Below are 19921 nucleotides of genomic sequence, written 5' to 3' on the forward strand. Positions count from 1 at the left end.
ATCGTACTTCAGGTGCCGTGAGGCGCCTCCTTGGCCGCGGTGGCGATCGCATCGGCCAATTGCCAGGTCATCTTGTCCGTGGTCCAGTCGCTGACATGCAGCCTGGTATCATCGCCCGGGTCCACTAGGCGGTCGAACGAGATCTGCGCGACTTCGTGCCAGCCCTTCATCAGCGCGAAACGGCGGAAGACGTTGACGCCCTTGTCGTGCGCGATCTGACCGATCGCCTCGACCATGGCCTCTGCCTTCTTGCGCTTGGCCGGTGTCAGCACTGCCGGCACATATTGAAGGTCCATCAGGATCACGTCGATCCTTCCGGCGCCCAGCAGTTGATCGACACCTTCACGGATGGCGTTCCTGGTGTCCGCGAACGAGGGACCGTCCGCTTGCCACACCGAATTGGTGCCGATCTGCCAGATGACAAGATCGGGCTTCAGGTCGAAAACGTCGCGCTCGAACCGCTTCAGCTCCAAGGGAGCGTCTTCGCCGCCGACGCCCCGATTGATCACCTCGATTGCGACATTTGGAAATTTGATCCGAAGAGCCGCCAGCAGCCTCTGCGGATAAGGAGCGATGCCTCCTTCGCCCGCCGTGGTCGACGAGCCGATCGCGACCACCCTGGCCTGCCCACCTTTCACGCGGCTGGCGAAATTCGTCAGTGGCTGCTCGAACGGCGCGGCCTGGACGGGAAACTCTGACGGATCGAGAGCCACGGTCGCCTCCCTTCAAACTCCGACAACGCAGGGTAGCAAAGGATAGCCCGTTTACCCGGGATCGCCTAGTCGCGGCGAGGCTGGATCGCTATTCCTTCCTGATTCCCGACAGCTCGACCACCTTGCGCCAGCGCTCGGCCTCCGCCGTCAGCAGAGTTAATCGCGCACTAACCGGCTTTTACCTTGTCTCTTAACACCTGGGCAGGGCGCGCGAGCTAAGCTGCCCAAATCAGCAGATACGTTCCGAAAGAATGAACGGCATGATCACCGGCGTCATCGAGCAACCGAAAGCCGCGCGCGCGCCGTCGGCATCAAAGATCTGGCTGAAGGCCATCGAGCTCACCGCGCGGATCGAGACGCTGCCGTGCCGCCTGTTCGCCGACGTCGTCGACGACTGGGCGCGGCGCCAGCCCGACCGCGTCGCGCTGGTCACGGATGTCGCGAGCCTCGACTACGACGGCCTGTCGAAGCGCATCAACCGCTATGCGCGCTGGGCACGCTCGGTCGGTGTGGCCAAGGGCGATACCGTTGCGCTGATCATGCCGAACGGCATCGATTATGTCGCTGCCTGGCTCGGCATCAGCCGGATCGGCGGTGTGGTCGCGCTGATCAACACAAAACTCGTCGGCCAATCGCTCGCGCATTGCCTCGATGTCGCAAGGCCCTTGTACATCGTCGTCGCGCACGATCTGGTGGCGATGCTGGAGAGCGCGAAGCCGCATCTGAAGACGGATGCGAAGATCTGGACCCATGGCGATGCCCGCAGCGAGCGCGCCATCGACGTCGCGCTTGCCGCGCTCGGCGACGGTCCGCTTCTGGCGGAGGAGCATGGCGACGTCACCATCGACGACCGCGCGCTCTTGATCTACACCTCCGGCACCACGGGCCTGCCGAAGGCCGCGAGCATCAGCCATCGTCGCATCCTCAATTGGGGTTTCTGGTTCGCCGGTCTCACCGGTGCCACGCCGCAGGACCGGCTCTACGACTGCTTGCCGCTGTTCCACTCGGTCGGCGGTATCGTCGCGCCCTGCAGCATGCTCGCCGCCGGCGGCTCGGTGGTGATCGCCGAAAAATTCTCGGCCTCGAATTTCTGGCCCGACATCGTGCGGCACGACTGCACGCTGTTCCAGTACATCGGCGAGCTCTGCCGCTATTTGCTCAAGGCGCCGCCGTCGGAATACGAGAACCGGCATCGGCTGCGGCTTGCCTGCGGCAACGGCCTGCGCGGCGACATCTGGGAGGATTTTCAGGCACGTTTCGCCATTCCGCGCATCCTCGAATTCTATGCGGCCACCGAGGGCAATTTCTCGCTATTCAATGTCGAGGGACAGGTCGGCGCGATTGGCCGCATTCCGCCGCTGCTCGCGCATCGCTTTCCGGCTGGCATCGTCAAGCTGGACCCCGACAGCGGAGCACCGCTGCGCAACGAAGAGGGCTTTTGCCTCGCCTGCGCCCGCGGCGAGGCCGGCGAAGCCATCGGCCGCATCGGTACCGCGGATCAGGGCGGCGGCCGCTTCGAGGGCTACACCGATGCCGGCGAGACCGAGAAGAAGATCTTGCGCGACGTCTTCGCCAGGGGTGATGCCTGGTTCCGCACCGGCGATCTGATGCGGCTCGACGACAAGGGCTTTTTCCATTTCGTCGATCGCATCGGCGACACCTTCCGCTGGAAGGGCGAGAACGTCGCGACTTCGGAGGTGAACGATGCCGTGCGCGAATTCACCGGCGTGATCGATGCCATCACCTATGGCGTCAGCATCCCCGGTACCGACGGCCGCGCCGGCATGAGCGCGATCGTCGTGAACGAGGGCTTTGACATCGCCGCACTGCCTGCCCATCTCGCCCAGCGCCTGCCGGCTTACGCCCGCCCGGTCTTCATCCGCATCTCGCGCGAGCTCGATGCCACCGAGACCTTCAAGCAGAAGAAGGGCGAGCTCGCCCGCGAGGGTTTTGACCCGGGCGCGATCTCCGATCCGTTGTTCATGCTCGAACCGAAGTCGGGTACTTATGTCGTGCTGGACGGGGCGGCCTATGCGGCAATCTCGGAGGGCGCGATCCGGCTGTAGCGCCAAAATCAGGAGATAGGTCCAATTTTATCTGAATTGTCCAAGAAGCCATTTACTTCTGTCGGGTAAACAGACGGCCACGGGGAGGCGGTCATCAAGAGCCGCCGCAACACGGACGAGCCATAACAAAAGAGAGCCAGCCATGTCGGTAAGGTCTAAGGTCATTGAGGCGATCCAGCAGATCGCCAAGGAGCAGCACGTCACGCTTCCCGCGCTCTCGGACGATCTGTCCCTTCACGAGACGGGTTTCGACTCGCTCGCCTTCGCCATCCTGGTGGCGCGTCTCGAGGACGAGACCGGGGTCGACCCCTTCACCATTTCCGAGGACGCAGCGTTCCCCGCCACGGTGGGCGATTTCGTGCGGGCCTACGAAAATGTCCCCGCGTGAGATCTTTGCGCTTCGCGACCATCTCGGTGCGGAGCTGAAGGGCCGCACGATCTCCGATGCGCATGATGTCGTATCGCTGACCGACATCCTGTCGCACACGGTTCTGGGCGGCCGCCTGCACGAATTGTCAGGTCGCGCCGTGTTGCTCAAGCTGTCCGACCAGCTCCGGTCGGACCTTGCCATGATCGAGCTCGACGGTATCGCCCGTCGCATGCTGCTCTGTCCGCCCGATCTCAATCCGTCGCATCTCGAAGCGCTGATCGCGGATGCCGGGATCGATGCCGTCGTCACCGACGAGCCCGAGCGCTGGGCGGAGACCGGCGTGCCGCTGGTCGTCACTGCACAATTGCCGCTTCAAGCCGCTGCGCCGGCCAGGACCGAGCGTGCCACCGAATGGCTGATGCTCACCTCGGGCACGTCAGGCGTGCCGAAGATCGCCGGTCATACGCTGGAAGCCTTGACCGGCGCCATCGTTGCAGAAGGCCCTGCAAAGGGACCGGCACCGGTGTGGGCCACGTTCTACGACATCCGCCGTTATGGCGGCCTGCAGATCTTCCTTCGCGCCGTTCTCTCCGGCGGCTCCTTGGTGCTGTCCGATCCGCATGAGGCGCTCGCCGACCATGTCGCACGGTTGAATGCGCGCGGCGTCTCGCACATCTCCGGCACGCCGTCGCATTGGCGCAAGCTGCTGATGAGCGGTTCGGCCGCGCAATTCGCCCCGCGCTACGTCCGTCTCTCCGGCGAGATCGCCGACCAGGCCGTGCTCGACGGCCTCAAGGCGGCGTTCCCCAATTCCTCCGTCGGCCATGCCTATGCCTCGACCGAGGCCGGCGTCGGCTTCGCCGTCAACGACGGGCTCGAAGGCTTTCCGGCCGACTATCTCGGCAACCGCAATGGCGTCGAGATGAAGGTCGTGGACGGCTCGTTGCGTATCCGCTCGACGCGCACGGCGCACGCTTACATCGGCCGCAATGCCGCCCCGCTCACCGATTCCGACGGGTTCGTCGACAGCGGCGATATTGTCGAGCTGCGCGGCGACCGCTATTATTTTGTCGGCCGCCGTGGCGGCATAATCAATATCGGCGGACTGAAGGTCCATCCCGAGGAGATCGAGGCGGTGATCAACCGTCATCCTGATGTGCGGATGTCGCGGGCGAAATCGCGCAAGAGCCCGATCACCGGCGGCATCGTCGTCGCCGACGTGATCCTTGCCGACGGCACGGATCAGGTCCGGGTGAAGGAAATTCGCGACCAGATCCTGGAGCAGTGCCGTGCCCAGCTCGCGTCCCACAAGGTGCCGGCGGTGATCCGCTTCGTCGAAGCGCTCGACGTCACCCCGGCCGGAAAACTGGCGCGCACAGATGCATAACGTTCTCGTCACCGGCGGCAGCCGCGGCATTGGGCTCGCGATCGGCAAGCGCCTGGTCGCTGCCGGCTTCAACGTGATCGCGGCCGCGCGGCGCGAGAGCGACGAGCTCAAGGCTGCCATTGCCGAATCCGGTGGGCACCTGCATTTCCGTGCCTGCGACCTCGCCGTGATCGACGCGATCCCGGCCTTCGCAAAGCTCGTGCGCGACGAGTTCGGCCCGATCTACGGCCTCGTCAACAATGCCGGCCTCGGCACCGAAGGCCTGCTCGCCACCATGCACAATTCCGAGATCGAGGCGCTGGTGCAGCTCAACGTGCTGTCGCCGATCATCCTGACCAAATATGTGGCGCGGCAGATGATGGCCGATGGCGCCGGCCGCATCATCAACATCTCCTCGATCATCGCGACGACCGGCTATAACGGCCTCTCCGTCTATGGAGCAACCAAGGCGGCCGCGACCGGCTTCACTCGCTCGCTCGCGCGCGAGGTCGGCAAGCTCGGCATCACCGTCAATGCGATCGCGCCTGGCTTCATCGACACGGAGCTCACGCACAATCTCTCCGACGAAGGCCGCAAGCGCATCGCCGGCCGCAGCGCGCTGCGCCGTTTGCCGGAGACGGAAGACGTCGCGCGCATGGTGGAATATCTGCTGGGCGACGGCGGCCGCAACGTCACGGGCACCGTGTTCACGATCGACGCCGGGAATACGGCATAACCGGAACCGGGCTGCCACAATTGCGTTGATCCGGCGCAATGACAGCAAGCCGGATTTGGTCGTAAGATGTCCCGCGATCGATTGGGTTACGTCAATCGATCTGCCCTAAACGAAGGGGAGCAGTCGATGGCCATTTCAAACATGACCGCTTCAAGTCAGGCTCTGACGGAGCCATCGTGTGCGAAGCCGGATGACGTACGCTGTCCGCCGATGTCGCATCAAAATTCCGGCGCTCACGGCCACGAAATGTATCCGCAGCAATTCGTGCGTCTGGTCGGCTGCCACGACGTCCCCGCATCCGCGCTGCGCAAGCGCCAGGACGAGAAGCTGCATTAGCGCGCGTTGGCGCTCACGTCCGATGCTTCGGCAGGTCAATCCGTTCGTGTGAGAATTCCGGCGGGCCCTCGGTGAGGCGGCGGATGCGGCGTTCGCGTTCGTCGTCCGGCAATGCGGGATCAAGCAGGCCCTCGATCTCGTGCACCGCCAGCTCCTCGATGCGGTCGGCGTCGGATGCGACCGAGCGTGCTGATGCAGGTACCGCGGGCGCGATCTTCAGGCCGAGCTCGACCAGCCTGCAGATGGCATCCGAGCGCGACAGCTGATGGGCTTCGGCCCAGGCATCCACGGTGGCGGTGAGCATCTCCGGCATTTTCACCGCACTGATCGCATCGAGCCCCGTGCGCCGGCCTACCGGCGAGGCGGAGTCCTTGCTGCCGAAATCAGACACCCCGATCATCCCCGCGCGACCGTTTCAGATGGATCAACCGTAAACGTCATTTGCGGCGTGCTGTTTGATGCCGATCAATGACGAACTGCGGCATTGCGGCGCGCTGCGACCTTGTTGTCCGGCTCCATTTCGGCCAATGATCGGGAATCGAACCCGGATCGACCCTGCCACGTATCTGGTTTAGGACGCTTCCCAACCATCCGGCATCACCCGATGACATCAGGCGAATCCTTTTACGGCGGCATTTCCGTCTTCCGCGGCTTCACCAGCCTGATGGATCCCACGCTCTATGCGCCGCTGCCGGACGATTGGAGCATCGGTGTCGCCGACATCGTCGATTCGACCAAGGCGATCGCGGCGCAGCGCTACAAGGCGGTGAACATGGCCGGTGCGGCCGTGATCGCGGCGGTGACCAACGCGCTGGAGGGGCGGGAATTCCCCTTCGTGTTCGGCGGCGACGGAGCGAGCTTTGCGGTCGCGCCTTCCGATCTCGATGCTGCGCGCGAGGCATTGGCCGCGACCGCGACCTGGGTCCGCGAGGATCTCGATCTGAAGATGCGCGTCGCGCTGGTGCCGGTGAGCGCCATCCGGGCGCAGGGCCTCGACGTGCGCGTCGCGCGTTTCGGTCCGTCGCCGAACCTGTCCTACGCGATGTTCTCCGGCGGCGGGCTCGCCTGGGCCGATGCCGCGATGAAGCGCGGCGAGTTCGCGGTCACGGAAGCGCCCTCCGGTACACAGCCGGATCTCTCGGGCCTGTCCTGCCGCTTCGAGGTGATGCCGGCTGCGCGCGGCCTGATCCTGTCGGTGCTGGTGATGCCGTCGCGCGGCGCCGATTCGCATGCTTTCCGCAAGGTGATCGAGGACATCATCCATCTCGTCGAGCGCAGCCCGGAGGGCGGCCGCCCGGTGCCGCCGCAGGGGCCGCCGCTGAAATGGCCGCCGCAGGGGCTGGACTTCGAAGCCCGCACCAGGCGCGGCGGTCCGCTGCTCGCGCGCAGAGCCGGCGTGCTGGCCTATACGCTGTTCGTCTATCTGATCATGCGCTTCGATCTCAAGGTCGGCGGCTTCGTGCCCAATGTCTACAAGCGCCAGGTGGTCGAGAACTCCGACTTCAGGAAATATGACGACGGCCTGCGCATGATCCTCGACTGCACGCCGCAGCTCGAACGCGCGTTGAGCGATCGTCTCGCGGCCGCCGCGCGCGACGGCGTCGTACGCTACGGCCTCTACCAGCAGGATGCCGCGATGATGACCTGCTTCACGCCGTCGGCGCTGCGCAGCGATCACGTACACTTCATCGACGGCGCGCGGGGCGGATACGCCTCGGCGGCGACGGCGCTGAAGGCGATGACGGCGGCGGCGAGCTAGCGTCCCGCGCGCGTCCAGGTCTCGCCGCCGCAGAGCGCGCCGACGCAGCCTTCGACCCGCAGCGAATCCGCGCCCGTCACCGTGACGCTGCTCGCATAGGTGCTGCCGTCGTCGGCATTGTAGATCTGGCCGGACCATTTGTTCGGGCCTGCGGGCTGCATGGCGCTGAACAGCGGCAGGCCGATCATCGGTCGCTTGGCGAGCGCGGGATTGGGGTTCTTGCTGTCGCTGGCGGGCTGGCCGGTCGCGGTGTCCATGGGCTCGCGCAGCCAGACGATGTGGCCGCAGATGCCGCCGCCGCACTTGCTGATCTTGACGCGGGCATCGCCGGCCTGGGTGAGCCAGGTCCCGTCGGCGCTCTGCGCATGCGCGGCAGTCGCGCCAAGCAGTGCAGTCAGGATGACGGAGAGGATGGCGAATCTGCTGAACATGGAGCGGCCCTGAAAAATGGAGGCGCCTCCATAGCAGCCCGGCAGGATAGTGCAACGCCGGATCGAATCACATTCCTGCGCGTGATTTGCCTGCGCTCATTTGCCCCAGCGCACGAACGCGACCGAGGCTGCGGTCAGGAGCCCGAACACGGCCATGGCGCCGCCGACCAGCGCGAACAACGTCCAGGCCGGCGCCTGCGCCGTCATGAGGCTGATACCGCCGATCGCGACGATCAGCAGCCGCGCGGTGGAGGCCAGCACCGGACCGCCGACACGAGCGGCGCCTTGCGAGGAGAAATACAGCGACACGCCCATGCCGAAGAACACGAAGGCCGGGCCGGCCCAGTGGAAATAGCTGTGCGCCGCCGCCGTGACGCCGGGATCGCGCGTGAACAGCGACACCCACAGCGCGGGATCGAGCGCGACGACGAGGCCGATCGTGCCGACCGTAAGCCCCGAGGCCGCTGCTGCCGTCCACGCCACGCGCCGCGCGCGCGCGACATGTCCGGCGCCCATCGCCATGCCGACCATCGGCACCGAGGCGATGCCAAAGGCGAAGGTGATCGGGATCAGCAGAAATTCCAGCCGCGAGCCGATGCCGTAGCCGGCCAGCATCTCGGTGCCGAAGGTCGCGAGGATTTTCGTGAAGATCAGGATGGTGAGCACGGTCTGGAGCGGCGACAGGCAGGCGACGGCGCCAACTTTCAAGATATCCAGGAACATCGCGCGCTCGAAATGAAAGGCGCGGAAGTCGAGCTGCAGCCGGCTGCGGCCGGACAGGAGATACCAGAGGAAGAAGATCGCGGAGCAGCTGAACGCGATCAGCTGGCCGCTCGCAACGCCGGGCATGCCGAATTGCGGTGCGGCGAACAGACCGAGCCCCAGCGTGCCGCCGAGCGCGATCTGGAGCACGCTCGCCCCGATCAGCGTCATCGACGGCAGGCGCATGTCGCCGGTGCCGCGGATCACGGACGCCAGCGTGTTGACGAGCCAGATCGCGACAGCGCCGGAGAACAGCACCTGTGAATAGCCGCAGGCTTCCTCGAGCACGCGCTCGCGCCCGCCGAGCAGCGTGAAGAACGAGCGGCCGAACACCAGCATGATCACCGTGAAGAACAGTCCGCCGCAGAGGCCAATGATGGCGGCATGCAGCGCCAGCGTCGCGGCGCGGTCGTGATCGCCGGCGCCGAGCGCGCGGCTGATCGCCGAGGACACGCCGCCGCCCATCGCGCCCGCGCTCATCATCTGCGTCAGCATCGCGAACGGAAACACCAGCGCGATCGCAGCCAGCGGGATGGTGCCGAGCCGGCCGATATAGGAGGTCTCGGCAATCGCAACCAGCGTGCTGCCGACCATCGCGATCATGTTGGGGATGGCGAGCCGCAGCAGCGTCGGCAGGATCGGGGCGGTCAGCAGGCTCGCGATGGGGGAGGCGACCGGCGCAACCGGCGGGACGGCGTCTGCAGGGGCGTCGATGGTCATGTGCCACGGTGCGGAATATTGGATGATGACCGACATATTATAGGGCGTGCGAGGCGCGCGCCAGCCCCCATCTCACGCAGGGCTCACCAGGGCAGGCCGCATAGGTCGATAGTGCCCAGCGTCGGGGCCCGGACGATGTCGAAGACGTAGGGTGCCATGTAGTCGAAGCGAATTCGCCCCTCCGGCTGCTCGCAATAGACGTCACCTTTGAAGGGTTGCCATTTGCGGGCCTCGTAGAACGCGAAATTGTGCGGCTCGCAGAACAGCAGCCCGAAGCGGACCGCCTCGTTGGCGCGCATGGTATGCACCGCCGCGTCGATCGCGATCGTCGCGTAGCCGCGGCCACGCCGGTCCCCGCGCGTGCAGACGCCGCCGATGCCGCCGACGTGAACCTTCTGCCCATTCCAGGTCACGGTGCGGAAGTAGATGCCGACATGGCAGACGAGCCCGTCCTCGGGCGTCTCGAGCAGCACGCGCAGATCGGCATTGGCCCATTTGACGTGGCTCCAGGCTGGCTTGTCCGCGGCGTCTTGGCCCCAGACCGCGCTGAGCAGCGGCTTTGCGATCGGCCATGAGGCGTCGCCGTTCAAAATGTCGATCTCGATGGTCATGGCGTCGTCCTTCACAGCTTCGCTTCGTGGCGCGTTTGTTCTGTCTTAAGCGCTTCAAAGGCAATGATATTTTATGGCGAACCGCAGGTTTGATCGACGGCTGCCCGTTGCGACGAATTTGTGCATCCGGGCGAGGACACCCCATCACGCCTTTTCGCAAATTCAGAGGTATTTAATGGCGGCGGAACCTTCTATAAGGGGTGACCGTTAGAACGTTCCCCACCAGTTGCGGACAAGAACCCATGACCTTTACGCTGCCCCCACTCCCTTACGCCTATGACGCCCTCGGCCAGTACATGTCGAAGGAGACGCTGGAATATCACCACGACAAGCATCATCAGGCCTACGTCACCAACGGCAACAACGCGCTCAAGGGGACCGAATGGGAAGGCAAGTCCCTTGAAGAGATCGTCAAGGGCTCGTTCGGCAAGAACCCCGCGGTGTTCAACAATGCCGGCCAGCACTACAACCACATCCACTTCTGGAGCTGGATGAAGCCCAATGGCGGCGGCACCAAGCTGCCTGGCAAGCTCGAGAAGAAGATCAACGAGGACCTCGGCGGCTTCGAGAAGTTCAAGACCGACTTCCAGGCGGCCGGCGTCGGCCAGTTCGGCTCCGGCTGGTGCTGGCTCCAGGTCAAGAACGGCAAGCTCGAGATCTCCAAGACCCCGAACGGCGAGAATCCGCTGGTGCACGGCGCCACCCCGATCCTCGGCTGCGACGTCTGGGAGCACTCCTACTACATCGACTACCGCAACCGCCGCCCCGACTATCTCAAGGCGTTCGTCGAGAACCTCGTGAACTGGGAATACGTCGAGTCCCTGTTCGACAAGGCCTGAGTTTCACTCCGTCATCCCGGGGCGATGCGCAGCATCGAACTATGGTGCGCGCTTGCGCACCTGAGGATCTCGAGATTCTCAGGTGCGCAATTGCGCACCAGAGCTCGCGCTTCGCGCGCCCCGGAATGACAGACAAGGCGGTCGCATGCGCGGCCGCCTTTTTGCTGTGCGGAATTGCCCTGCGCGGTGCGCGTATCGGCCTGTGATCGTACCGTTTGCATCGCGTTGGCGGCGCCCTTAATCAGGATGGGCATCACCCTCGAGCCGCCCACACCCGTTGTCAGAACTTCCCTCGAAAGCCCCGGCGCCTGCCGAGGACGCGGAGTCCGAGCCGCGGCCGGGACGCGTGCGCAAGCCGATCGGCTGGTCGACCATCATCATCGCGGCCCTGGTGGCGGTGAGCGCGGCACTGGTCTGGCGGCGTGACGGCACCGATGGTGTTCTGGACATCCTCACCCATGACCTGTCCCTGTTCGGCGGTATCCTGCCGCGCGTGCTGGCCGGCTGCCTGCTCGGGGCCTTCATTTCCGAGATCCTGCCGCACGAAAAAGTCTCGCGCTCGCTCGGGCCGAAATCCGGCCTGATGGGCCTTCTGATCGGCACCGCCTTCGGCGCAATCCTGCCCGGCGGTCCCTTCACGGCCTATCCCGTGGCGAGCGCGCTGCTCGCGGTCGGCGCCGATTTCGGCGCCACCATCGCCATGGTCGTGAGCTGGACGCTGATCGGCTACGGCCGGGCGGTCGCCTGGGAAATCCCGATCATGGGCACCGATTTCACGCTGTGGCGGATCCTGATCTCGCTGCCGTTGCCGGTGCTCGCAGGTGCCCTCGGCCGCTTCGTCTATGTCCGGCTCTATCCGCAGCCGCTCGCGAAGGACGACGAGAATTGAGCGCGGCGCTTCTGATCGACATCCTGCTGTGGGGCTCTGTGCTCGGCGTCGGGCTGATCGCCTTCCGCCGCGGCCCGCCGGTGTTCAAGGCCTCCTTGCGCGAAGGCTCGATGGACTTCATCAACATCGTGCCGCGGATTGCGCTCGGCGTGATCGGCTCCGGCTACATCGCCGCGATCATCCCGCAGGAGGTGATCACCGGCTGGCTCGGCCCGGACAGCGGCTGGCTCGGGGTTGCCTCCGCCGTGGTTGCCGGCGCCGCCACGCCCGGCGGCCCCGTGATCGGCTTCTCCATCGGCACGGTGGCGCTGAAGTCCGGCGGCGGCGTGCCCCAGGTGGTCGCCTATGTCGTCGCCTGGGCGCTGTTTGCCTTCCAGCGGGTGATCTTGTGGGAAATCCCCTTCATGCCGGCCCGTTTCGTCTGGTTCCGCTGCGCCGTCTCGGTGCCGTTCCCGTTCGTGGCGGCCGCCATCGTCATGGTGATCGGGAAGCCCTGAGCCGGGCGTGACGCCTCGAAGCGTGGACAGGGGTAATGTTATATTATAACGTTCCCGGATGGTTCCCGCCGCATCCCACGCCCACCAGCACGACCATGCCCACGGCCACTCCCATGACGACGCGCATGCGCATGGGCACGACCACACCCACGCCCATGTCCACGATGCGGCCTCGCCGCATCCGGCCCAGGCGGCGCCCTGGTCGATCCTGCGCATGACCATGGCGGGCCGCCTCGCGGCCGCGCTCGCCGTCTGCGCCGTGCTCTGGGGCGTGGTCTTCCTGGCAATGAGGTGAAGATGGCGGCGCTGCATTTCCACAACGTCACGCTCGGCTATGACCGGCATCCCGCCGTGCATCATCTCAGCGGCGAGGTCGCCCCGGGCGCGCTGGTCGCCGTGATCGGCCCGAACGGCGCCGGCAAGTCGACGCTGCTGCGCGGCATCGTCGGCATCCTGAGGCCGCTCGACGGCAGCATCCATCTCGGCGGGCTCGATGCCCGGGACATCGCCTATCTGCCGCAGAGCGCGGAGATCGACCGCAGCTTCCCGATCTCGGTGTTCGATTTCGTCGGCACCGGGCTGTGGCGCAACGCCGGCCTGTTCGGCGGCATCGGCAAGGCGGCGCGGGACAAGATCCTGCGCGCGATCGCGTCCGTTGGTCTCAATGGCTTCGAGAACCGCCCGATCGGCACGCTCTCCGGCGGCCAGATGCAGCGCGTGCTGTTCGCGCGCGTGCTGCTCCAGGACGCCAGCCTGATCGTGCTCGACGAGCCCTTCAACGCCATCGACAGCAAGACCACGGCCGACCTGCTCGCGCTGGTCAAGCACTGGCACGGCGAAGGCCGCACCGTGCTCGCCGCGCTGCACGACATGGAGATGGTGCGCAACCATTTCAGCGAGACGCTGGTGCTGGCGCGCGGCCCCGTGGCCTGGGGACCGACGGCGGAGGTTCTGACACCGGAGAATCTGATGGTCGCGATGCGGATGTGCGAGGCCTTCGACGACACAGCCGCGGCCTGCGCGGCCGATGATATCAGCTCGCGGGCGGCCTGATATCCGATGGTCTATGACGCGCTGATCGGTCCGTTCACCGAATTCGAGTTCATGCGGCGGGCGCTGGCCGCCGTGATCGCGCTGTCGCTGGCCGGCGCGCCGATCGGCGTGTTCCTGATGCTGCGGCGGATGAGCCTCGTCGGCGACGCCATGGCGCATGCGATCCTGCCCGGCGCCGCAATCGGCTTCCTGCTCTCCGGTCTCAACCTGTTTGCCATGACCGCCGGTGGCCTGATCGCCGGCTTTGCCGTCGCGATCCTCGCCGGCGTCGTCGCGCGCTCGACCGGTCTGAAGGAGGACGCATCGCTCGCGACCTTCTATCTGGCCTCGCTGGCGCTCGGCGTCACCATCGTCTCGATCAAGGGCACCAATATCGACCTGCTGCATGTCTTGTTCGGCAACATCCTCGCGATGGACGACCAGACGCTGCTGGTGGTCGCCTTCAACGCCACGGTGACGCTGCTGGTGCTCGCGGTGATCTACCGCCCGCTGGTGATCGAGAGTGTCGATCCGCTATTCCTGCGCACGGTGAGCCGGGCCGGGGGCCCCGCGCATCTCGCCTTCCTGGCTCTCGTTGTCATCAACCTCGTCAACGGCTTTCAAGCGCTGGGTACGCTGCTCGCGGTGGGCCTGATGATCCTGCCCGCGGGCATCGCGCGGTTCTGGTCGCGCGATCTCACCGCGATGATTTGCATCGCCGTGGTGGCCGCTGCCGTCTCCGGCTATGCCGGTCTCGTGCTGTCGTTCCAGACCCGCGTGCCGTCGGGCCCTGCGATCATTCTGGTGGCGACGGTGCTGTACATCGTCTCCGTGCTGTTCGGCCGCGTCGGCGGCATCGTCCGGCAGCTGTTTCCCGGTCGGCATCTGGAAGCGTGACGGTGATGCGTATCCTGCTTTGCGTACTTCTGCTGATCGCCTCACCGCTGCACGCCGCCGAGCGACTCAATGTGGTCGCCAGCTTCTCGATTCTCGGCGATTTCGTTCGCAATGTCGGTGGCGACCGCATCAACCTGACGACGCTGGTCGGGCCCGACAGCGACGTCCACGTCTACACGCCGGCCCCAAGCGACGCGAAGCGGGTCGCGGAAGCGAAGCTCGTCATCGTCAACGGACTCGGGCTGGAGGGCTGGCTGCCGCGCCTCGTACAGTCCGCAGGGAGCAAGGCGCAGGTGGTCACCGCGAGCGCCGGCATCGCGCCCCTCAAGCTCGGCTCGGCTGCGGATCCCCATGCCTGGCAGTCGGTCCCCAATGCCAAGGTCTACGTGACCGACATCGCCAATGCATTGGCTGCCGCCGTCCCGGATGATTCGGAGTTCTTCCGCGCCCAGGCCAAGGCCTATTTGGAAAAGCTCGAAACGCTGGACCGCGAGGTCCGCGAGACCGTGGCCAAAATTCCGCCGGAGCGGCGCAAGGTGATCTCCACCCACGACGCCTTCGGTTATTTCGCCGCCGAATACGGGATCCAGTTCATCGCCCCCCTGGGCGTCTCCACGGAGACCGAGCCCAGCGCGCGGGACATTGCGGCCATCATCGGCCAGATCAGGGCCCAAAAAATCCCCGCCGTGTTCCTGGAAAATATCAGCGATGACCGCCTGATCCGCCGGATCGCCGCCGAGACCGGCGCAAAGGTCGGCGGGACCCTGATTTCGGACGGTTTGACCGGCGAAAAGGGGCCTGCACCCACTTACATTGACATGGTCAGGCACAATATAAAGGCCCTGACCAGCGCGCTTGACCATTAGGGCAGGGGCCACCCCGCCTCGCGTCGCGCGAAAAAGCCTTAAAGTCCGGAGTTGTTATGTCTGAAGCGACCTCTCAGAAAATTCCCGTGACCGTCCTGACCGGCTATCTCGGCGCCGGCAAGACCACGCTTTTGAACCGCATTTTGTCGGAGAACCACGGCAAGAAATACGCGGTCATCGTCAACGAATTCGGCGAGATCGGCATCGACAACGACCTCATCATCGGCGCCGATGAGGAAGTGTTCGAGATGAACAATGGCTGCATCTGCTGCACCGTGCGCGGCGACCTCGTCCGCATCATGGACGGCTTGATGAAGCGCAAAGGCAAGTTCGACGCCATCATCGTCGAGACCACCGGCCTTGCCGATCCCGCGCCCGTCGCCCAGACCTTCTTCGTCGACGAGGACGTGCAGAAGAACGCCCGGCTCGACGCGGTCGTCACCGTCGCCGACGCCAAATGGCTGTCCGACCGCCTGAAGGACGCGCCCGAGGCCAAGAACCAGATCGCCTTCGCCGACGTCATCGTGCTGAACAAGACCGATCTCGTCACCAAGCCCGAGCTTGCCGAGGTCGAGGCCCGCATCCGCGGCATCAATCCGTATGCGAAGCTGCATCGCACCGAGCGCTGCTCGGTGGCGCTGGCCGACGTGCTCGACCGCGGCGCCTTCGACCTCGACCGCATCCTCGACATCGAGCCGGATTTCCTCGAGGCCGACGATCATGACCACGACCATGATCATCACCATCATCACGGCCACGACCATCACCACCATGATCACGGTCACGGCCTGAAGCACTATCACGACGAGGACATGCAGTCGCTGTCGCTCAAGACCGACAAGCCGCTCGATCCCAACATGTTCATGCCCTGGCTGCAGAACCTGGTGCAGGTCGAGGGTGGCAAGATCCTGCGCTCCAAGGGCATCCTCGCCTTCCACGACGACGACGACCGCTACGTCTTCCAGGGCGTCCACATGATGCTGGAGGGCAACCACCAGCGGAAATGGAAGGAGGGCGAGCCGCGCGAGAGCCGCCTCGTCTTCATCGGCCGCGAACTGCCTGAAGAGGCGATCCGCAAGGGCTTCGAGAGCTGCATCGTCTCGTGATGAAAGAGTTTTCGCCGCCCCCCGATTCCGCCTCGATCGTCTCCGTCACCGACCGCGTCAAACCGGTCGCGCTCGGCATGGCGGTTACGTCCGTGCATTTTCTTGGGCCTCGCGCCGCCTTCGTCGGCGGCGAGGAGAACGTCAAGTTCGTCGATGGTGAGGGTGAGGTCACGACGGTCGCCGTGCACGGCGGCGGCATTCTCTCGACCGCTTCCGACGGCAAGCGCATCGTCATGGGCGGCGACGACGGCAAGGTCGTCTCGCTCGATGCCAAGGGCGTGGTGACTCTGCTCGCCACCGACCCGAAACGGCGCTGGATCGACGCGGTGGCGCTGCACGCCGATGGCGCCTTCGCCTGGTCGGCCGGCAAGACGGCGACCGTCAAGAGCGGCAAGACCGAGGAGAAGTCGCTCGAGGTGCCCTCGACCGTCGGCGGGCTTGCGTTTGCGCCGAAGGGCCTGCGGCTCGCGATCGCCCATTACAACGGCGCGACGCTGTGGTTTCCGAACATGGAGGGATCGGCCGAATTCCTGCCCTGGGCCGGCTCGCATCACGCGGTCGCCTTCAGCCCCGACAACAAGTTCCTGGTCACCGCGATGCACGAGCCGGCGCTGCATGGCTGGCGGCTCGCCGACAACAGGCACATGCGCATGACCGGCTATCCCGGCCGTGTCCGCTCGATGTCCTGGAGCGCGGGCGGCAAGGGATTGGCGACCTCAGGCGCCGACACCGTCATCATCTGGCCCTTCGCCAGCAAGGACGGCCCGATGGGCAAGGAGCCCGCGATGCTCGCGCCGCTGCAGGCGCGCGTCTCGGTGGTCGCCTGCCATCCCAAGAACGACATCCTCGCCGCCGGCTACAGCGACGGCACCGTGCTGATGGTGCGGCTGGAAGACGGCGCGGAGATCCTGGTCCGCCGCAACGGCACCCCGCCGGTGGCCGCGATTGCCTGGAACGCCAAGGGCACGCTGCTGGCGTTCGCGGACGAAAATGGGGATGGCGGTCTGCTGGAGCTTTAATCTGTCATCGTTCCCGCCGTAGGGTGGGCAAAGGCGCGCCCTTGCGCCGTGCCCACGATCTTTTTGCTTTGACGGGAGCCGTGGGCACGCTTCGCTTTGCCCACCCTACGGCAGCTCACATTCATGCGATTTCTCACGACCTTCCAGCTTGCCGATTTCGCCGACACGCTGGTCAGCCTGACCACGGCCTTCGTGCTGGGCACGCTGATCGGCGCCGAGCGGCAATACCGCCAGCGCACCGCCGGCCTGCGCACCAATGTGCTGGTCGCGGTCGGCGCTGCTGCCTTCGTTGATCTCGCCATGCATCTGGATGGCGCCGACGGCGCGGTGCGGGTGATCTCCTACGTCGTCTCCGGCATCGGCTTCCTTGGCGCCGGCGTCATCATGAAGCAGGGCATGGACGTGCGCGGGCTCAACACCGCGGCCACGCTGTGGGCCTCGGCCGCGGTCGGCTCCTGCGCCGGCGCCGACATGGTCGCGCAGGCCGCCGCGCTCACCGTCTTCGTCATCGCCGGCAACACCATGCTGCGTCCGCTGGTCAACGCCATCAACCGCATCCCGCTGAACGAGAAGGCGCTGGAGGCGACCTATTACTTCAAGCTGGCGGTTGCGACCGACGCGCTCCCCGACATGCGCGACCGTCTCGTCGACAAGCTCGAGGCCGCGAAATACCCGGTCGCCGATATCGAGGTCGCCGAGATCGGCGAGGACATCATGGAGATCGCTGCAAAACTGGTCGCGACCGCGGTCGATCCGAACGAGTTGAACGCGGTGGCGACCGATCTCCAGCATCTGCCCGGCGTGCGGCATGCCACCTGGGAAGTCAGCACGACGGAGTGAGGTCGGCATTTTCGCGCGAGGGCGCGGTTCCCGCCCTGCCTGTTCCGGAACCGGCGCGCTCCAGTTTCGTTGATCCCGCGGACAAAGGCGGTGATCGACATGCCCGGCCCAGATAATAAGCGCAGATTGAAGCTCGACCTGACAATTGCCGGTTTGCTGTTCGCAGCAGGCGTCGTGGTGTCGGTGATGTCGCTGGCACAAATCCGTGCCGAAAGCCGGTCGGAGCTGGCGCAGGCGACGCAGCCGCTCCAGGGCACGCCGTCCGACGAGCAGGGCAAGACGCCCGCGGAAGCCAAGCCCGGCGGCGACCGGCCGACCACGCCCGCCCCCGAGCCGGCACGTCCCGAGCCGCAGACGCAGGGCGCGGCGACCAAGCCGGCACTGCCGCCGGCACCGGCGGAGAAAATCGCGCCGCCGATTGAGAAGAAGTAGTTTTCGCCGTCATTCCGGGGCGCGCGCAGCACGAGCCCGGAATCCATTTTTCTGCTGACTCTGCCGCCCGATGGATTCCGGGCTCGACGCTCCGCGTCGCCCCGGAATGACGGGTGGAAAGAGTCCGCCTCACCGCACCAGGATATTCCGGAACTGCCAGGGATCGCTGGTGTCGATATCCTCCGGGAACAGTCCCGGACGATCCGTCAGCGGCGTCCAGTCGGTGTAGAAGCCCTTGACCGGGCCGAGATAGGGCAGCTGGATTTCCAGCAGGCGATCGAAATCCATCTCGTCGGCCTCGACGATGCCCTCGTTCGGGTTTTCCAGCGCCCACACCATGCCGCCGAGCACGGCGGAGGTCACCTGCAGGCCGGTGGCGTTCTGGTAGGGCGCGAGCGCGCGGGTCTCCTCGATGGAGAGCTGCGAGCCGTACCAATAGGCGTTGTTGTCGTGGCCGAACAGCAGCACGCCGAGCTCGTCGATGCCGTCGACGATCTCGTTCTCGTCGAGGATGTGGTGCTTCTCCTGCATCTTCGCGGCGCGGCCGAACATCTCATGCAGCGACAGCACGGCATCGTCGGCCGGGTGGTAAGCATAATGGCAGGTCGGCCGGTAGACTGCCTTGCCGGAGGCGTCACGCACCGTGAAGTAATCGGAGATCGAGATCGACTCGTTGTGGGTGACGAGGAAGCCGTATTGCGCGCCGCGGGTCGGGCACCAGGTGCGCACGCGGGTGTTGGCGCCGGGCTGCATCAGATAGATGGCAGCGCCGCAGCCGGCTTCGTGGGTCCGCGCATTCTCGGGCATCCACTTCTCATGGGTGCCCCAGCCGAGCTCGGACGGCTGCACGCCTTCCGACAGAAAACCTTCGACCGACCAGGTGTTGACGAAGACGTCGGGCTCTTTCGGCTTCTTCGAGCGCTGGGTGTCGCGCTCGGCGATGTGGATGCCCTTGATGCCGGCCTGCCGCATCAGGTCCGCCCATTCGGCCTTGGTCTTCGGACGGGGGGCATTGAGCTTCAGGTCGGCGGCGACGTTGAGCAGCGCCTGCTTGACGAAGAACGAGACCATGCCGGGATTGGCGCCGCAGCAGGAGACGGCCGTGGTCGAGCCCGCCGGGCGCGCCTTCTTGGCGGCCAGCGTCACTTCGCGCAGCGCGTAGTTGGAGCGCGCTTCCGGGCCCTTCGACGCATCGAAATAGAAGCCGAGCCAGGGCTCGTTGACGGTGTCGATGTAGAGAGCGCCGAGCTCGTTGCAGAGCTCCATGATGTCGGTCGAGCCGGTGTCGACCGACAGATTGACGCAAAAGCCCTGGCCGCCGCCTTCGGTGAGCAGCGGGGTCAGCAGCTCGCGGTAATTGTCTTTCGTCACGGCCTTCTGGATGAAGCGCACATTCTGCTTCTCGCAATGCGCCTTGCGGCCCTCGTCCTTGGGATCGATCACGGTGACGCGCGACTTGTCGTAATCGAGATGCCGCTCGATCATCGGCAACGTGCCTTTGCCGATGGAGCCGAAGCCGACCATGACGATGGGACCGGTGATCTTCGCGTAGATCTGCGAGGGAGGGCTCATGGAATAGTTTCTCCGGAACGTGCTGGCAGACAATGGTGAGGGGTGGATCAGGCGCTGCGGCG

The 19921-nt window shown here is 65.5% G+C and carries 24 protein-coding genes; 17 read left to right on the forward strand and 7 right to left on the reverse strand.

What is annotated here, in order from left to right:
* Nucleotides 1–8: 8 nt before the first annotated feature.
* Nucleotides 9–713, reverse strand: a complete 705-nt coding sequence (locus tag N2603_RS04780; RefSeq protein WP_260387877.1) for an SGNH/GDSL hydrolase family protein — start codon at nt 711–713, stop codon at nt 9–11.
* Between the two features lie 251 nt (nt 714–964).
* Between N2603_RS04780 and N2603_RS04785 the strand changes: the two genes are divergently transcribed.
* The 5 genes from N2603_RS04785 to N2603_RS44915 all read left to right on the forward strand — a co-directional run bounded on the left by N2603_RS04785 (nt 965) and on the right by N2603_RS44915 (nt 5587).
* Nucleotides 965–2779 (forward strand): long-chain-acyl-CoA synthetase, encoded by a 1815-nt coding sequence (locus N2603_RS04785; protein ID WP_260387878.1) that lies wholly within the window; start codon nt 965–967, stop codon nt 2777–2779.
* 142 nt (nt 2780–2921) lie between these two features.
* Entirely contained in the window at nt 2922–3167 is a 246-nt protein-coding gene (locus N2603_RS04790; protein ID WP_015688794.1) for an acyl carrier protein, read from the forward strand.
* Nucleotides 3154–4536 (forward strand): class I adenylate-forming enzyme family protein, encoded by a 1383-nt coding sequence (locus N2603_RS04795; RefSeq protein ID WP_260387879.1) that lies wholly within the window; start codon nt 3154–3156, stop codon nt 4534–4536. The genes N2603_RS04790 and N2603_RS04795 overlap by 14 nt, the downstream gene beginning before the upstream one ends.
* Nucleotides 4529–5251 carry an SDR family NAD(P)-dependent oxidoreductase gene (locus N2603_RS04800; RefSeq protein ID WP_018648570.1) on the forward strand — a complete coding sequence of 241 codons (723 nt, stop codon included), beginning with the start codon at nt 4529–4531 and terminating at the stop codon, nt 5249–5251. Before N2603_RS04795 ends, N2603_RS04800 begins: the two co-directional genes overlap by 8 nt.
* Before the next feature lie 126 nt (nt 5252–5377).
* Nucleotides 5378–5587, forward strand: coding sequence for a hypothetical protein (locus N2603_RS44915; RefSeq protein WP_018648569.1), 210 nt, complete (start codon nt 5378–5380; stop codon nt 5585–5587).
* A gap of 13 nt (nt 5588–5600) precedes the next feature.
* On the opposite strand, the gene N2603_RS04810 is transcribed toward N2603_RS44915, so the two are convergent.
* Nucleotides 5601–5987 (reverse strand): hypothetical protein, encoded by a 387-nt coding sequence (locus tag N2603_RS04810; RefSeq protein WP_018648568.1) that lies wholly within the window; start codon nt 5985–5987, stop codon nt 5601–5603.
* Nucleotides 5988–6191: 204 nt separating this feature from the next.
* On the opposite strand from N2603_RS04810, the gene N2603_RS04815 reads away from it, so the two are divergent.
* Nucleotides 6192–7346 (forward strand): DUF3095 domain-containing protein, encoded by a 1155-nt coding sequence (locus tag N2603_RS04815; protein ID WP_260387880.1) that lies wholly within the window; start codon nt 6192–6194, stop codon nt 7344–7346.
* Here N2603_RS04815 and N2603_RS04820 read toward each other — a convergent pair.
* The 3 genes from N2603_RS04820 to N2603_RS04830 all read right to left on the reverse strand — a co-directional run bounded on the left by N2603_RS04820 (nt 7343) and on the right by N2603_RS04830 (nt 9870).
* Nucleotides 7343–7777, reverse strand: a complete 435-nt coding sequence (locus tag N2603_RS04820) for a DUF2147 domain-containing protein (protein WP_260387881.1) — start codon at nt 7775–7777, stop codon at nt 7343–7345. The genes N2603_RS04815 and N2603_RS04820 overlap by 4 nt on opposite strands.
* Before the next feature lie 96 nt (nt 7778–7873).
* Complete coding sequence (locus N2603_RS04825; RefSeq protein ID WP_260424145.1) at nt 7874–9259, reverse strand: MATE family efflux transporter; 1386 nt, start codon at nt 9257–9259, stop codon at nt 7874–7876.
* An 83-nt stretch (nt 9260–9342) separates the two neighbouring features.
* A complete protein-coding gene (locus tag N2603_RS04830; protein WP_260387882.1) occupies nt 9343–9870 on the reverse strand; it encodes a GNAT family N-acetyltransferase in 528 nt (175 codons plus the stop codon).
* A gap of 242 nt (nt 9871–10112) precedes the next feature.
* On the opposite strand from N2603_RS04830, the gene N2603_RS04835 reads away from it, so the two are divergent.
* The gene (locus N2603_RS04835; protein ID WP_026312923.1) at nt 10113–10709 is read left to right on the forward strand and encodes a superoxide dismutase; all 597 of its coding nucleotides are present in this window, start codon (nt 10113–10115) and stop codon (nt 10707–10709) included.
* Nucleotides 10710–10720: 11 nt separating this feature from the next.
* On the opposite strand, the gene N2603_RS04840 is transcribed toward N2603_RS04835, so the two are convergent.
* Nucleotides 10721–10963 carry a hypothetical protein gene (locus tag N2603_RS04840; protein WP_260387883.1) on the reverse strand — a complete coding sequence of 81 codons (243 nt, stop codon included), beginning with the start codon at nt 10961–10963 and terminating at the stop codon, nt 10721–10723.
* 23 nt (nt 10964–10986) lie between these two features.
* On the opposite strand from N2603_RS04840, the gene N2603_RS04845 reads away from it, so the two are divergent.
* From N2603_RS04845 to N2603_RS04890, 10 genes are all read left to right on the forward strand, one after another.
* Nucleotides 10987–11598, forward strand: a complete 612-nt coding sequence (locus N2603_RS04845) for a permease (protein WP_026312922.1) — start codon at nt 10987–10989, stop codon at nt 11596–11598.
* On the forward strand, nt 11595–12095 hold the full coding sequence (locus tag N2603_RS04850; RefSeq protein ID WP_260387884.1) for a hypothetical protein: 501 nt from the start codon (nt 11595–11597) through the stop codon (nt 12093–12095). Before N2603_RS04845 ends, N2603_RS04850 begins: the two co-directional genes overlap by 4 nt.
* A 58-nt stretch (nt 12096–12153) precedes the next feature.
* Nucleotides 12154–12390, forward strand: coding sequence for a hypothetical protein (locus N2603_RS04855; protein ID WP_260387885.1), 237 nt, complete (start codon nt 12154–12156; stop codon nt 12388–12390).
* Nucleotides 12391–12392: 2 nt separating this feature from the next.
* Nucleotides 12393–13148, forward strand: a complete 756-nt coding sequence (locus N2603_RS04860) for a metal ABC transporter ATP-binding protein (RefSeq protein ID WP_260387886.1) — start codon at nt 12393–12395, stop codon at nt 13146–13148.
* A gap of 6 nt (nt 13149–13154) precedes the next feature.
* On the forward strand, nt 13155–14024 hold the full coding sequence (locus N2603_RS04865; RefSeq protein WP_018648559.1) for a metal ABC transporter permease: 870 nt from the start codon (nt 13155–13157) through the stop codon (nt 14022–14024).
* Between the two features lie 2 nt (nt 14025–14026).
* A complete protein-coding gene (locus tag N2603_RS04870) occupies nt 14027–14890 on the forward strand; it encodes a metal ABC transporter substrate-binding protein (RefSeq protein ID WP_260387887.1) in 864 nt (287 codons plus the stop codon).
* Nucleotides 14891–14946: 56 nt separating this feature from the next.
* Nucleotides 14947–15996: a CobW family GTP-binding protein gene (locus N2603_RS04875; protein WP_018648557.1), complete on the forward strand. Its 1050-nt coding sequence runs from the start codon at nt 14947–14949 to the stop codon at nt 15994–15996.
* Nucleotides 15996–17015 (forward strand): WD40 repeat domain-containing protein, encoded by a 1020-nt coding sequence (locus N2603_RS04880; RefSeq protein WP_260387888.1) that lies wholly within the window; start codon nt 15996–15998, stop codon nt 17013–17015. The genes N2603_RS04875 and N2603_RS04880 overlap by 1 nt, the downstream gene beginning before the upstream one ends.
* 123 nt (nt 17016–17138) lie before the next feature.
* On the forward strand, nt 17139–17855 hold the full coding sequence (locus tag N2603_RS04885) for an MgtC/SapB family protein (RefSeq protein ID WP_260387889.1): 717 nt from the start codon (nt 17139–17141) through the stop codon (nt 17853–17855).
* Between the two features lie 99 nt (nt 17856–17954).
* Entirely contained in the window at nt 17955–18287 is a 333-nt protein-coding gene (locus N2603_RS04890; protein WP_260387890.1) for a hypothetical protein, read from the forward strand.
* Nucleotides 18288–18416: 129 nt separating this feature from the next.
* Here the strand turns inward: N2603_RS04890 and N2603_RS04895 are convergent, their stop codons facing one another.
* Entirely contained in the window at nt 18417–19859 is a 1443-nt protein-coding gene (locus tag N2603_RS04895) for a homospermidine synthase (protein ID WP_018648552.1), read from the reverse strand.
* Nucleotides 19860–19921 lie beyond the last annotated feature (62 nt).

The sequence above is a fragment of the Bradyrhizobium huanghuaihaiense genome, assembly GCF_025200885.1.
GTDB classification, from domain to species: domain Bacteria; phylum Pseudomonadota; class Alphaproteobacteria; order Rhizobiales; family Xanthobacteraceae; genus Bradyrhizobium; species Bradyrhizobium huanghuaihaiense.

What these genes read in the sequence shown, in the direction of transcription:
- N2603_RS04785 (WP_260387878.1), top strand. Translation starts at nt 965, where the DNA reads ATGAACGGCATGATCACCGGCGTCATCGAGCAACCGAAAGCCGCGCGC.
- N2603_RS04790 (WP_015688794.1), top strand. Translation starts at nt 2,922, where the DNA reads ATGTCGGTAAGGTCTAAGGTCATTGAGGCGATCCAGCAGATCGCCAAG.
- N2603_RS04795 (WP_260387879.1), top strand. Translation starts at nt 3,154, where the DNA reads ATGTCCCCGCGTGAGATCTTTGCGCTTCGCGACCATCTCGGTGCGGAG.
- N2603_RS04800 (WP_018648570.1), top strand. Translation starts at nt 4,529, where the DNA reads ATGCATAACGTTCTCGTCACCGGCGGCAGCCGCGGCATTGGGCTCGCG.
- N2603_RS44915 (WP_018648569.1), top strand. Translation starts at nt 5,378, where the DNA reads ATGGCCATTTCAAACATGACCGCTTCAAGTCAGGCTCTGACGGAGCCA.
- N2603_RS04810 (WP_018648568.1), bottom strand. Translation starts at nt 5,987, where the DNA reads ATGATCGGGGTGTCTGATTTCGGCAGCAAGGACTCCGCCTCGCCGGTA.
- N2603_RS04815 (WP_260387880.1), top strand. Translation starts at nt 6,192, where the DNA reads ATGACATCAGGCGAATCCTTTTACGGCGGCATTTCCGTCTTCCGCGGC.
- N2603_RS04820 (WP_260387881.1), bottom strand. Translation starts at nt 7,777, where the DNA reads ATGTTCAGCAGATTCGCCATCCTCTCCGTCATCCTGACTGCACTGCTT.
- N2603_RS04825 (WP_260424145.1), bottom strand. Translation starts at nt 9,259, where the DNA reads ATGACCATCGACGCCCCTGCAGACGCCGTCCCGCCGGTTGCGCCGGTC.
- N2603_RS04830 (WP_260387882.1), bottom strand. Translation starts at nt 9,870, where the DNA reads ATGACCATCGAGATCGACATTTTGAACGGCGACGCCTCATGGCCGATC.
- N2603_RS04835 (WP_026312923.1), top strand. Translation starts at nt 10,113, where the DNA reads ATGACCTTTACGCTGCCCCCACTCCCTTACGCCTATGACGCCCTCGGC.
- N2603_RS04840 (WP_260387883.1), bottom strand. Translation starts at nt 10,963, where the DNA reads ATGCCCATCCTGATTAAGGGCGCCGCCAACGCGATGCAAACGGTACGA.
- N2603_RS04855 (WP_260387885.1), top strand. Translation starts at nt 12,154, where the DNA reads ATGGTTCCCGCCGCATCCCACGCCCACCAGCACGACCATGCCCACGGC.
- N2603_RS04860 (WP_260387886.1), top strand. Translation starts at nt 12,393, where the DNA reads ATGGCGGCGCTGCATTTCCACAACGTCACGCTCGGCTATGACCGGCAT.
- N2603_RS04865 (WP_018648559.1), top strand. Translation starts at nt 13,155, where the DNA reads ATGGTCTATGACGCGCTGATCGGTCCGTTCACCGAATTCGAGTTCATG.
- N2603_RS04875 (WP_018648557.1), top strand. Translation starts at nt 14,947, where the DNA reads ATGTCTGAAGCGACCTCTCAGAAAATTCCCGTGACCGTCCTGACCGGC.
- N2603_RS04880 (WP_260387888.1), top strand. Translation starts at nt 15,996, where the DNA reads ATGAAAGAGTTTTCGCCGCCCCCCGATTCCGCCTCGATCGTCTCCGTC.
- N2603_RS04885 (WP_260387889.1), top strand. Translation starts at nt 17,139, where the DNA reads ATGCGATTTCTCACGACCTTCCAGCTTGCCGATTTCGCCGACACGCTG.
- N2603_RS04890 (WP_260387890.1), top strand. Translation starts at nt 17,955, where the DNA reads ATGCCCGGCCCAGATAATAAGCGCAGATTGAAGCTCGACCTGACAATT.
- N2603_RS04895 (WP_018648552.1), bottom strand. Translation starts at nt 19,859, where the DNA reads ATGAGCCCTCCCTCGCAGATCTACGCGAAGATCACCGGTCCCATCGTC.